This window comes from Bacillus cereus group sp. BfR-BA-01350, assembly GCF_022663775.1.
GTDB lineage: Bacteria > Bacillota > Bacilli > Bacillales > Bacillaceae_G > Bacillus_A > Bacillus_A paranthracis.
The window spans coordinates 62,842-75,336 of record NZ_JAKUGD010000004.1 but is presented as its reverse complement, the minus strand read 5'-3'; the positions used below and the strand labels follow the sequence as shown (position 1 = coordinate 75,336).

The window sequence follows — 12,495 nt, the reverse complement described above, 5'->3', positions numbered from 1 at the left end:
AACATGAGTAAGATGAAGTGGTTTATTTCTTTACTGCTTTCACTTGGGCTACTTGCCGGATGTGAAGAGGCAGCGGTAAAGCCTGAGAAGAAAGTAGAACCGAAGCAAGAAGAAGTAGCGAAACAAGAAGAGAAAAAAGATGAAGCGAAACCGGAAGAAAAGCCGGAGGAAAAACAAGCTGAACAAGAGCAAAATAAGCAAGACGAACAGAAAGAGAAACAAGAACAAAAAGTAGAAGAGAAGCCGAAAGAAGAAAAGCCGCAGGCACAGCCAGAAGTAAAGAAAGAAGAGAAACAACAGGAACAACCGAAAGAACAACCAGCTGTAAATAAGCAACTAGAACAACAAAAAGCACAAGAAGAGAAACAACAAGAGCAACAACCGAAAGCACCAGAAGTAAAAGAAGAAGCGAAGGTTGTGAATCAGCCGAAAGAAACACCGAAGCAGGAGCAAAAAGTTGATCCGAATAAAGAGGAGAAAACGATACCGACTCCGCCCGTTCCAAATTCTGAACAACAAAAACAAAAACCAAACCCAGTTCCACCACCAAAACCACAAGCAAAACAAGTCACGATCTCAGTAAAAGGTGATAAAGGCTACTTATTGGGTGCGAGAAAAATGGATGTACAAGAAGGCGATACAGTTTATAAAGTATTGCAACGTACAGGTTTAGATGTGGATGCAATGGGTTCTAAAGGTGATATTTATGTAAAAGGTATTAATGATTTATATGAAAAAGATGTAAACGATAATAGCGGATGGAAATATCGTGTAAACGGTTCGTTTCCAAACTATAGTGCGGGTGTAGTTACAGTGAAGCCCGGAGATACAATCGAATGGGTGTATGTATACTAAATTAAGAAAGGCATTCGGTAAAGGACTATGAAAATAAGTTTTTCTTCTTTACATCCTTTTGTGAATTTTTTCTATTATATCGGGGTGATGATACTATGTATGATGTGTCTTCATCCTCTTTTTTTAATTGGAGCAATACTATTAATTGTTATTTTAAATGTGATGCAAGGGAATAGCGAAAAGGTAAGAAAGATGTTACCGAGCACAATCGTTTTCTTTGTTATGGTCATTTTATTTAATTCGCTATTAACACATAGAGGCCGAACTACGTTATTTTGGTTAGGTGATAGCCGTATTAAACTTGAGGCAATTATGTTTGGAGTAGTAATGGGGTTATTACTAGTTGCGATTATGTTTACGTTTGCTTCGTATAATGATATTATTTCAAGTCATAAATTTTTATATTTGTTTTCTAGAATTTCACCGAAAGTAGCATTGTTAACGATGATTACAGTGAGATTTGTTCCTTTGTTTATGAGAAGATTACAGAAAATAACACTCGTCCAAAAGACGAAAGGTGTACAGGTAGATGCAGGTTCCATTGTGGAACGTGTGAAAAATGGTATGCAACTATTGCAAGTATTATTAATTTGTTCATTGGAAGATGCACTGCAAACGGCAGATTCTATGCAAGCTCGTGGATTTGGTGTAACGAAACGTACGACATATATTCGCTATAGAATGGAAAAACGAGATTGGTATACGCTCAGTTATTTAAGTATTCTATTTATAATTACTATCATATGTAGTACGTATGGCGGAGGAAAGTTAATCATTTATCCGAAAGTCGAATCTATTTTATTTCAGCAATACGATGGGATGATGTTTATCGTATTTACGATGTTTATTAGTTTACCAATTATAATGGAAGGAAGGGAATGGTTATGGTGGCGCATGCAGAAATAAACAATTTATCATTTGTATATGCTGATGAAAACGAAAAAGCGTTACAGCATATTTCTCTTTCTGTTCAAAAAGGAGAGTTTATTGCACTTGCTGGAGGATCAGGATCTGGAAAGACGACTTTATTAAAACATTTTAAAAAGGAATTACTTCCAATCGGTAAGCGTACTGGGGATACATATTATGATGGTACTTTATTAGAAAATGTACCGGATTTGTTATCTGCTCAAGAAATTGGTATGGTATTTCAAAATCCAGAAAATCAACTCGTAATGGATACAGTAATTCAAGAATTAGCGTTTTCTTTAGAAAATATCGGATTACCATCACATATTATTCAAAAAAGAATAGCCGAGCTTATTAGTTTCTTAGGATTTCAAGATTTATTGCATCAATCTGTTCATACGTTATCTGGCGGACAGAAGCAACTTGTCAATTTAGCTGCGGTATTAGTGATGCAACCGAAATTATTATTATTAGATGAACCAACTGCGCAGTTAGATCCAATTGCTGCGAAAGAATTTTTAGGATTGTTAAAGCGTATTAATGAAGAACTTGGAATTACAATCGTTTTAAGTGAACATCGTTTAGATGAAGTAATACCCCTTGCAACGCGCGTTATTTGTATGAGTAACGGCCAAATCGTGTATGACGGTAGTCCGAAAACGGTTGTAGCAAATATGTGGAAAGTAGAAAAGTTCCGGCCATTTATTCCGCAAATTCCAAGATTGTTTTTAGAGTGGAATGCGAAAGATATTCCGTTTACAGTGCGAGAAGCACAAATGAAAATGAATGATTCTTCAGCGATATCATATGTAAATGAGCCAATAGTACAAAGTGAAAAGCAAGAAGTCATTTTAAGTGCCGAGCATATTTCGTTCCAATATGAAAAGAATAGTCCGCTCATTTTACGAGATTTAACAGTATCGATTGAAAAAGGAAAATGGGTAGCTCTCGTTGGAAAGAATGGTACAGGGAAGTCTACACTGTTAACGATTTTAGCAGGGTTACAAAAATCGAGAAGAGGGAAAGTAAAGTGGAATGGGAAAGTGATACATAAAATTGATTCGAAAGAACGATTTAAAAGTATTGGGTATGTATCGCAGCATCCGTATTATCATTTTACATTTGATACAGTGTGGGACGAAGTGTATGAACGAGCACGTGAATTATACGGAGAACAAGGAAAAGAAAGAGCAGAAGATACGCTAAAACAGTTTTGGTTGTACTCGCTTAAAGAACGCCATCCACATGATTGTAGCGGGGGAGAGCAACAACTACTTGCATTATGTACAACGTTATTATCAAAGCCGACTTTATTATTACTGGATGAACCGACAAAGGGACTCGATCCATGGAAGAAAGAAAGAGTAGGAGAGCTATTTAGGAAGTTGCAAAAAGAAGGTACAACAATTGTAATGGCTACGCATGATATTGAGTTTGCAGCGAAATACGTTGATCAATGTATGATGTTATTCGACGGAGCAGTCATTATGAATGATGCACCGAAAGAATTTTTTAGTGGTAACTTCTTTTATACAACCTCTATTAACCGATTCATTCGAAAAGAATTGCCATATGCATTAACGTGGGAGGATGTGTACGGAGCGTGTCCAAACGATATGTTGCATTCATAATATGTATTTTTGCAGTAATAATAGGCACATTACTCTTTACTACACTTATCATGGATGGGTATTACATGTTAAGTAGTTTGTTTTTATTAGTCGTTATTATGTTACCTTTCTATATCCGCTTTGAAAGAAAGGCGTTTGTTTCACGTGAAATTGTTCTCGTCGCTGTGTTAGCCGCAATTGCAGCAGTGAGCCGCGTACCATTTTCTATTTTACCAAGTGTACAACCGACTTCTTTTGTTATTATCGTTTCAGCAATTGTGTTTGGAAGCGAGACGGGATTTATGATTGGGGCAACAGCAGCGATTGTGTCTAACATCTTTTTAGGACAAGGTCCGTGGACGCCGTGGCAAATGTTTTCATGGGGTATGATTGGTTTTATAGCTGGATTATTACGTAATACGTTTTTAATGAAAAAGCTATGGGGAAGACTACTATACGGATTGTTTGTTGGATTTTTATTTGGCTGGATCATGAATTTTTGGGGGCTTCTCGGTTTTATACGAGAGGCAACGTGGGAAACAGTCATTTCGTATTATATCGCAAGTTTTTATTTCGATTTGAGCCATGCAATTTCAAATGTTGTGTTCTTGCTATTATTTAGTACTTCTTGGATTACAATTCTTACAAGATTTAAAAAGAAATATGGCATATTAGATGAGCATAACATGGTATAGAAAAGCATACTCATATAAGGTAGGGTCGCGACTTACATATTCGTTTGCCTCTTTCATGCTTCTTACATATTGTAAGGAGCATTTTTTATTGTCAAAAAATAGTCCAATATATATCCGTTACTATATAAAATTATTTGTATAATAGTAGGTGAGAATTATTTTCAAAAGGGAGGTATATAGTTAATGAAGTTAGTTATTCCGAAGCAACATGGTGCATGGGCGATGCTTGTTATACCATTTCTATTAAGTGTCATACTTGGGAAACCTACTATATATCATATTCCATTGTTTATAGCTTGGTTCTTTATCTATTTAGCTACGTATCCATTCCTTATGTATATAAAGCAAAAACGAAAAAAAGAGTATTTACATGCAGCAATTGTGTATTTTATCATCGCTTTTGTATTTGGGATGATTTCTCTATTATATGAATGGCGCATTCTTTTATTCGTAATAGTCATGATTCCACTATTTATAGTAAATATGCATTATGCTCGTCAAAAAAATGAAAGGGCATTACTAAATGACATTAGTGCGATTGTTGTTTTCTGTATTGGTGGTTTAGTTAGTTATTATTTTTCAATGAAACTTATAGATAAAACAGCATTATTTATTGCGCTTATTTCATTTTTATATTTTTTAGGAAGTACGTTTTATGTGAAAACGATGATACGTGAGAAAAATAATCCGAAGTATCGCTTTATATCTTGGGGTTATCATATTCTATTAATGATCATTGTATTTGCTATTAATCCGTTGTGTTCTCTTATTTTTATACCAAGTGTCATTCGAGCCATTATATTGTATGGCAAAAAAATTTCTATTATAAAAGTAGGGATTTTAGAAATTGTGAATTCTGTATATTTTTTAATCATAACGGCAATAATTATGAAGTATGCCATTTGAAAAAACTTCCCACCTTATGATGGGAAGTTTTTTCAATCTTGTTCTAAAATATGAACGGTGTAATCGCAGCGTTGAATAGCTTGTTCGATCGCATAAAGAGATTGCTCAATACGAGCGCGATTAAAATCTTTTTCAACAGTCTGTAATGCTGCTTCTAAACATTGTTTTGCTTCTTGTAATGATTGAAAAGAGTCTTGGACATATCCGCGGGCATTTTGATGCATTTTATAATCCTCCTTGCATATTCATATATGTATAGTATGAACAGTAAAGAAGAAAATATAATTTGTTATATTTGTTTGACAATTGAAATGAAATTACGTATAGTAAGAATTAAGTGAATATTTTCTTATCCAGAGAGGTGGAGGGACTGGCCCGATGAAACCCAGCAACCGCGATGCAGGTGCTAATTCCAGCAGAACAAATTTGTTCTGGGAGATAAGACGAAGATATATACGTAACTTCTTCTTATCGGAGAGGTTTTTTTATTGCAAAAAAACCGATTACGAAAATTTACATTAAGAAGAAAGGGGTTGCGCATTACTGTGACACTCGAAAAATACGTAAAACTGCGTAGTACAGTTTATGAATATATGATAGAGCAAGATAAGCCAATATCATTGTTAGATATTCAAGAACATATCGTTTCGCATCATGAAGGAAAATTCACGAAAAAGATGTTACATCAATTTTATTTATCAAGACTATTAGATGAACTGAAACTGGATGGGAAAATTACATTAGCTGATGAATATCTCTATACGGAAAAAGGGGTATTTTATAAGGCGAGAAAAGGGAGCTAAGCTCTCTTTTTTTGAAGTATGTAGAGTAAAAGACTGCTTAAGCAGCCTGATACAGGGAATGGTGTTGAGTGTGTAGTGTCAAAGATTGAATGTGCCTGAAAGAGGCACTTCATATCGGCTGCAAATGAAAAGAGACACCTTCGCCGAATAGGTGTCAGTTGTTTTGTCATATAGACTTGCTATTTGACAGTTATTAGAATAACATGCAGTGGCTCTAGAAGTCAAAAGGGAATTAAAGGAAGAGGTGTTGTTATGTACGCTTATTTATTACATGATATAACGAAATGGATTCCTAAGTACATTATGGATCAAGGGTATGAATATTATGAAGAAGGACATGTAGATGATGTTGAAATACAAGACAAGAAAATATTTGCTTTCGTTACTGGAAATGCAGGAAACTATGAAGTGATTATTGATCTTGAAGATTTTACAGAAAGTAGCTGTGAGTGTCCATATGAAAACTATTGTAAACATATGGCGGCAGTTGTTTATGATATTCAAGGTGCTGGTGAAAGTACGGTGAAAGAGAAACTGAAAGATTTAGACAAGGAAGAGTTGCTTACCGTATTAAACCGTTTATTACAAAGCTCAAAAAATGTACAAATTGTAGAGAAGATGTTAAAGAAGGGGAAACTTTAACTTATAGAGGGAGTTGTTATGTATTGAATGTACTAATTGTATACGCTCATCCTAGTCCTTCCAGTTTTAACGCGGCGATTTTAAAGCATGTACAAAAAGGATTACAAGAAACAAACCATTCGGTTACGGTACTTGATTTATATAAAGAACAATTTAATCCCGTCCTTGTATTTAATGAAGAGAAGAAAAGGCGTGATTTAGTAAATGAAGAAGAAACAGCTCGGTACAGAGCGTTAGTAGAAGAAGCGGATACTCTTCTCTTCATTTATCCAATATGGTGGTGGGGGATGCCAGCTATTTTAAAAGGATTTATTGATCGCATTTTCGTTGCTGGTTTTGCTTATAAATATGAAGGTGCCCTGCCGAAAGGGTTACTAAAAGGTAAGAAGGCATGGGTAATTAATACGTTAGACTCACCGTTATGGTACGTCGCACTACTATATCGATCAGCCGATTGGATTATAATGAAGAGAGGTGTTTTACGTTTTTGCGGCATTCGCGATATAAAACGATCTGTTTTTCAATCTGTGAAAACGAGTAAACGAGAGAAGCGGGAAAAGTGGTTATTACAAATTGAAGAAAAGGCTCGTACGTTATGAATGAAATGGAACGTATTATAAATTGTTGTCAGTATGATAATGAACTTTTTCGTACATATATTAATTGCTTAATTCAATTGAAGAAATGTAGCGAAACATTTCAGCAAATTCAAATACAATTAAGAAATGATTACTTAATAAGAGGAATTTGTGAAAGAGAAGTTGATGAAGTAGTAAGGGGAAGTAAAGAATATGATACATATTTTCTTCCTAAAGCATTACAGTGGAATTTCCTTAAGAACAATCCACATTTAATTGAAAAAGTATGTGAAGATTTTTTTGCATTTGAGGCATTATATCTTACGGAGATAGAGTGGAAGACCGTGATAAATTGCGTGGGAAATAAATGATTTATTATGTAAAAAAGCTAGTATAAAACTAGCTTTTCGTTTAAATAAATAAGAAACATAGGCTTATGATAAATCCTGCATATAGTAAGTTCACAACGCAAAATCCCATAATATCACGAGCACCTAAACCAGCTATCGCTAATGCTGGTAATGCCCAGAAAGGTTGAATTAAATTTGTCCAAGCATCGCCCCACGCAATGGCCATTGCTGTTTTTGCAGCAGGTACACCAAGTTCAGCGCCAGCTGGAATCATAATGGGTGCTTGCACAGCCCATTGACCGCCACCAGATGGAACGAAAATATTAACGATGCCAGCACTTAAAAAAGTAAAGAGCGGGAAAGTTGTTTCGTTTGAAATGCTAATAAAGAAATTCGAAATAGCTCCTCCAAGTGAAAGGCCTTCACTATTTGCTCCAATCATCATCCCCATAATTCCTGCGTAAAACGGAAATTGAAGTAGAATGCCAGAAGCGCTTTTCGTAGAGTCTGAAAAAGCGCGAATATATTGAATCGGAGTACGGTGGAAAACGAGTCCAGCAATTAATAACATAAAAATAACGATATCAAGAGTAAGGTTAAAGCCTTTCGTATAAAAGTAGTTGAAAATATAAATGAGACCTAATAATCCAACGCAAAGTGTAATGATGATACTATTTTCCATTTTTTCAGCGAACGTATTTTTTCCTATCTCTTGAGCGGCAGCTTCCTCATGGAATACGCTAGGATCTACTGTTATTGTATGTTTTGCATCTGGATGCATCGCCTTATTAATGAGAGGCATCGTAACTAAAAAGATAATAACTGGAACGAGAGCGTATGGGGAGAATAACGTTTCAGTGATTGGAATCGCTTCTTTAATACTTCCAGCTGTCGTTTTCATTAACGTTTCTCCGCCTGTTGCTAACGTAAGAGGGATAGAAGCAGAAAGCCCTGCATGCCAAATGAGAAATCCAGAGTAAGAAGAAGCAATTGCCAGTCTATAATCTAATCCTTCCAGCTGTCTTGCCACTTCTTTTGCGTATAAAACAGATACAACAATACCAAATCCCCAGTTTATGTATGCCCCTAGTAAACTTACGATTGAAATGGCAATAATACCTTGTCCATTTGTTTTTGGTAGTCTTGCCGCTTTCGTTAATCCTTTTTTAATAAGAGGAGCGTTTGCTAAAGCAGATCCTGTCACGAGTACAAGTGCCATTTGCATAGAAAAGGCGAGAAGTCCCCAAATGCCATTCCCCCAGTGATTAATCATTTCCACAGGTGTTTGATGCGTTGCAAACATGCCGAAGAAAATAACAAAAACAGTTAATAAACATGATAAAATAAACGGTTCTGGCAAGAAACGTTGCACTAAGGCGACGCAACCATTAGTAAAAGAACGAAACAAAATAGATCAACCTCCTTATGTATGTTTATTACAATTATTCGAGGTTGTTTCGTTCATAACCTCTTAAAAATAGAAAATTCTGATATTTTTAGAGGGATTGAAATATGTTCAAGAAGAGTCGTAGCATCATCACCCTGACAGAAAAAGTTGCTTTTTCCCTAATATGAAATATTGCATATAAAAATGAATTGATGCAAATGTAAAAGCTTATTATAATGAAAGCATAAATATACAACACATCTTAATACAGCAAAGAGGAGGAAGGAATATGGAAATCGCAATGGCAGTTTTAAAATTTTTAGGTGGAGTAATTCCTTTAGTTCAAGAACTTTTAAAAGCGTTTATGTAAGTTTATTCGTTAGCTATCATATATCCATCATTATTATATCTTACTAAAAAAAGAACGGGGTGATTTTTCTGAACATTAAGAAAAATTACAAGAAAAGAAAGTTCCTTACATGTGTATTAGTTAGTCTATGCACTCTTAATTATTCATCTATTTCTTTCGCAGAAACACAAATCGGTCATGCAAATGATATAAATAAAAATGCTAGTAGCATTGATACTGGTATAGGGAATCTTACATATAATAATCAAGAGGTTTTAGCTGTAAATGGTGATAAAGTAGAGAGTTTTGTTCCGAAAGAAAGTATCAATTCAAATGGTAAATTTGTAGTAGTGGAACGTGAGAAAAAATCACTTACAACATCACCAGTCGATATTTCGATTATTGATTCTGTAGCGAATCGTACGTATCCAGGAGCTGTACAACTTGCCAATAAAGCTTTTGCAGACAATCAACCGAGTTTATTAGTGGCTAAGAGAAAGCCTTTGAATATTAGTATAGACTTACCTGGTATGAGAAAAGAAAATACAATCACTGTCCAAAATCCGACATATGGTAATGTGGCTGGAGCAGTAGATGATTTAGTATCTACTTGGAATGAAAAGTATTCCACAACACATACGTTACCTGCAAGAATGCAGTATACAGAATCTATGGTTTATAGTAAATCACAAATCGCAAGTGCTCTTAATGTTAATGCTAAATATCTTGATAACAGTCTAAATATTGACTTTAATGCAGTTGCAAATGGAGAAAAGAAAGTGATGGTGGCGGCATATAAACAAATATTTTATACTGTAAGTGCTGAACTACCTAATAATCCATCTGATCTATTTGATAATAGTGTTACTTTTGATGAGCTAACTCGTAAAGGAGTAAGTAATTCGGCTCCACCTGTTATGGTTTCAAATGTAGCTTATGGTAGAACGGTTTATGTAAAATTAGAAACAACATCTAAGAGTAAAGATGTACAAGCTGCTTTTAAAGCTTTACTGAAGAATAACAGCGTCGAAACGAGTGGACAGTACAAAGATATTTTTGAAGAAAGTACCTTTACTGCTGTCGTATTAGGTGGAGATGCGAAAGAGCATAACAAGGTTGTTACAAAAGATTTCAATGAAATCCGAAATATCATTAAAGATAATGCTGAATTAAGTTTTAAAAATCCAGCATACCCAATTTCATATACAAGCACGTTCTTAAGAGATAATGCAACTGCTGCTGTTCATAACAATACAGATTATATCGAGACGACAACTACAGAATATTCAAGTGCAAAAATGACACTTGATCATTACGGTGCTTACGTTGCGCAATTTGATGTATCTTGGGATGAATTCACATTTGATCAAAATGGGAAAGAAGTACTAACACATAAAACATGGGAAGGTAGTGGCAAAGACAAAACAGCCCATTACTCTACAGTAATCCCTCTTCCACCAAATTCAAAAAATATAAAAATAGTAGCAAGAGAATGTACAGGTCTTGCATGGGAATGGTGGAGAACAATTATTAATGAACAAAATGTTCCATTAACAAATGAAATAAAGGTTTCAATTGGAGGAACAACATTATACCCAACGGCTAGTATTAGTCATTAGGTTGGAGCAAAGCGCCCTGTTTATAGGGCGCTTTTTTACTTAGGTGAAAGGTAAATCGGCGTTTCTCCCCATCAAGCTAAAAAAGAATATTTACCAACATAGCCTTATACAATTGCATTTAACTTTAGTTAAACTTTCATGTATGAGTGTTATTTTATACATTCACTTGATTGTTAAATATGCAGGTATGATTCTCAACGCTCTTATGTTTACCTGTTTTGAGTTAAAAATAAGAAAATTTGAAATGTTAGTTGTATACATTGTGTTAAATATTGTAAAATGAAATGGTACCAAAAAAACTAAATTGGTACCAAAGGTTTAGGGGGCGGATTATGAAACAAAGAATAGTAACAGAAACCATTCATCAAATTCAAACGAAGGGGTTTACATTTACAATTAGTGATTTAGTAAAACAATTAGCTGTCAGTAAGAGGACAATCTATGAGCACTTCTCTTCAAAAGATGAAATAGTAGATGAAGTTATTCGTAATGTAATAGAAAGTATTCAAGAAAAGGAAAAAAATATCGCTGAAGATGATACGTTACAAACAGTTGAAAAAATAAGACTCATCTTAATTTGCATTCCACAACAATTTACATTCATGGATGCACGTTTATTAGTAGAACTAAAAAAACATCATTATTACCAATGGTTAAAATTAGATCAGTTTTTACGTGAAGGGTGGTCTACTGTAATTGGTTTAATAGAAGAGGGAATGAGAGAAGGAAGCATAAGAAAAATTCAAATTCCGTTTTTTATTGAAGTCTATTTGGGGGCACTGAATCGCATATATGATCCGATGTTTATCGAAAAAAGTGATCATACATTAGGAAGTATGCTGGAATCTATTATGGATATGTTACTATATGGCATTTCTAATTCGAAATAGAAGGTGGGAGAGTAGTGCAGTGGATTTATTTATGCTTAGCAATTTTATTTGAGGTAGCAGGTACAACTGCAATGAAACTATCTGATGGATTAACGAAACTTGTACCAAGCATTCTTATTTTTGTATTTTATGTAGTAAGTTTTGCATTTCTGTCATTTGCATTAAAAGGGATGGAAATGTCCGTAGCATATGCGGTGTGGTCAGGTATGGGAATTGTAACGATTACAACAATTGGCTTTATTTATTTTGGAGAAAGTATCAATATAATTAAGATACTAGCAATTCTTTTTATTTTAGTTGGAGTCGTAATATTAAATTTTAATAGTACGGCACATGAAGCGAAGAAAAAAGAAATGGTGGAGGAACGTATACATTGAATCGATTAAAGTATTTTTTCCTTATTACTGATGTTGGGTTTGTTATATATTGGCTCATAACAATTTTTCATATGATTCCGCAAGAATATTTGTTTAAAGATTATGAAGATCCTATTTTAGTAGCATGGAATTGGTCTTTCCTGCCTCTAGATTTGTTAATCTCGTTAACGGGATTTTTAAGTTTGTATTTGCATTCTAAACAAAAACATATTTGGAGCCACTTTGCATTTCTATCATTAATTTTAACTTTTTGCTCAGGATTACAAGCTCTAGCATTTTGGACAATTCGTTTAGATTTTGATATGTCTTGGTGGATCCCTAATTTATATTTGTTAGTTTACCCATGCTTCTTTTTTAAAAGTGTTTGGAGAGAGTGTGGATCGTATGAGATTAACACGAGAAAAGAATTCATGTAATATAGATAGCAACTTTAAGCACATTCGAATTCTAGATTTTAAAACATTTCAGCTTCAAGTTCTGTTTTTTCGCCAGTCATACAGCAAAAGTCAAAATGAAGATAGCCGA

15 protein-coding genes and 1 riboswitch are annotated in these 12,495 nt (G+C 34.5%); of the genes, 13 read left to right on the top strand and 2 right to left on the bottom strand.

Annotated elements, in window-relative coordinates; genetic code table 11:
* The first annotated feature begins 3 nt into the window (after window positions 1-3).
* From MR147_RS10960 to MR147_RS10940, 5 genes are all read left to right on the top strand, one after another.
* Window positions 4-855 (top strand): DUF4430 domain-containing protein, encoded by an 852-nt coding sequence (locus tag MR147_RS10960; RefSeq protein WP_242304163.1) that lies wholly within the window; start codon window positions 4-6, stop codon window positions 853-855.
* A 27-nt stretch (window positions 856-882) separates the two neighbouring features.
* Window positions 883-1,761, top strand: coding sequence for an energy-coupling factor transporter transmembrane component T (locus MR147_RS10955; RefSeq protein WP_242304162.1), 879 nt, complete (start codon window positions 883-885; stop codon window positions 1,759-1,761).
* Entirely contained in the window at window positions 1,734-3,395 is a 1,662-nt protein-coding gene (locus tag MR147_RS10950; protein ID WP_242304161.1) for an ABC transporter ATP-binding protein, read from the top strand. The genes MR147_RS10955 and MR147_RS10950 overlap by 28 nt, the downstream gene beginning before the upstream one ends.
* Window positions 3,368-4,069, top strand: a complete 702-nt coding sequence (locus tag MR147_RS10945; protein WP_000044896.1) for an ECF transporter S component — start codon at window positions 3,368-3,370, stop codon at window positions 4,067-4,069. Before MR147_RS10950 ends, MR147_RS10945 begins: the two co-directional genes overlap by 28 nt.
* 183 nt (window positions 4,070-4,252) lie before the next feature.
* Window positions 4,253-4,975 carry a YwiC-like family protein gene (locus MR147_RS10940; protein WP_074609247.1) on the top strand — a complete coding sequence of 241 codons (723 nt, stop codon included), beginning with the start codon at window positions 4,253-4,255 and terminating at the stop codon, window positions 4,973-4,975.
* A gap of 32 nt (window positions 4,976-5,007) precedes the next feature.
* On the opposite strand, the gene MR147_RS10935 is transcribed toward MR147_RS10940, so the two are convergent.
* The gene (locus MR147_RS10935) at window positions 5,008-5,199 is read right to left on the bottom strand and encodes a hypothetical protein (protein ID WP_000554033.1); all 192 of its coding nucleotides are present in this window, start codon (window positions 5,197-5,199) and stop codon (window positions 5,008-5,010) included.
* Window positions 5,200-5,321: 122 nt separating this feature from the next.
* Window positions 5,322-5,420, top strand: a riboswitch (SAM riboswitch).
* A 100-nt stretch (window positions 5,421-5,520) separates the two neighbouring features.
* Here MR147_RS10935 and MR147_RS10930 point away from each other — a divergent pair.
* From MR147_RS10930 to MR147_RS10915, 4 genes are all read left to right on the top strand, one after another.
* On the top strand, window positions 5,521-5,778 hold the full coding sequence (locus MR147_RS10930; protein ID WP_000171478.1) for a hypothetical protein: 258 nt from the start codon (window positions 5,521-5,523) through the stop codon (window positions 5,776-5,778).
* Between the two features lie 252 nt (window positions 5,779-6,030).
* Window positions 6,031-6,420, top strand: a complete 390-nt coding sequence (locus MR147_RS10925) for an SWIM zinc finger family protein (RefSeq protein ID WP_074609249.1) — start codon at window positions 6,031-6,033, stop codon at window positions 6,418-6,420.
* Between the two features lie 23 nt (window positions 6,421-6,443).
* Window positions 6,444-7,019, top strand: coding sequence for an NAD(P)H-dependent oxidoreductase (locus tag MR147_RS10920; protein ID WP_001101667.1), 576 nt, complete (start codon window positions 6,444-6,446; stop codon window positions 7,017-7,019).
* The gene (locus MR147_RS10915; protein ID WP_139302850.1) at window positions 7,016-7,369 is read left to right on the top strand and encodes a group-specific protein; all 354 of its coding nucleotides are present in this window, start codon (window positions 7,016-7,018) and stop codon (window positions 7,367-7,369) included. The genes MR147_RS10920 and MR147_RS10915 overlap by 4 nt, the downstream gene beginning before the upstream one ends.
* Window positions 7,370-7,409: 40 nt before the next feature.
* Here the strand turns inward: MR147_RS10915 and MR147_RS10910 are convergent, their stop codons facing one another.
* A complete protein-coding gene (locus MR147_RS10910) occupies window positions 7,410-8,756 on the bottom strand; it encodes a short-chain fatty acid transporter (protein WP_074609253.1) in 1,347 nt (448 codons plus the stop codon).
* Window positions 8,757-9,164: 408 nt separating this feature from the next.
* Between MR147_RS10910 and alo the strand changes: the two genes are divergently transcribed.
* From alo to MR147_RS10890, 4 genes are all read left to right on the top strand, one after another.
* Complete coding sequence (alo, locus tag MR147_RS10905) at window positions 9,165-10,703, top strand: anthrolysin O/cereolysin O family cholesterol-dependent cytolysin Alo (protein ID WP_242304159.1); 1,539 nt, start codon at window positions 9,165-9,167, stop codon at window positions 10,701-10,703.
* A 332-nt stretch (window positions 10,704-11,035) separates the two neighbouring features.
* The gene (locus MR147_RS10900) at window positions 11,036-11,593 is read left to right on the top strand and encodes a TetR/AcrR family transcriptional regulator (protein ID WP_242304157.1); all 558 of its coding nucleotides are present in this window, start codon (window positions 11,036-11,038) and stop codon (window positions 11,591-11,593) included.
* A gap of 14 nt (window positions 11,594-11,607) precedes the next feature.
* Window positions 11,608-11,970, top strand: a complete 363-nt coding sequence (locus MR147_RS10895; RefSeq protein ID WP_001198606.1) for a DMT family transporter — start codon at window positions 11,608-11,610, stop codon at window positions 11,968-11,970.
* Window positions 11,967-12,386: a YvaD family protein gene (locus MR147_RS10890; protein ID WP_074609263.1), complete on the top strand. Its 420-nt coding sequence runs from the start codon at window positions 11,967-11,969 to the stop codon at window positions 12,384-12,386. Before MR147_RS10895 ends, MR147_RS10890 begins: the two co-directional genes overlap by 4 nt.
* Window positions 12,387-12,495 lie beyond the last annotated feature (109 nt).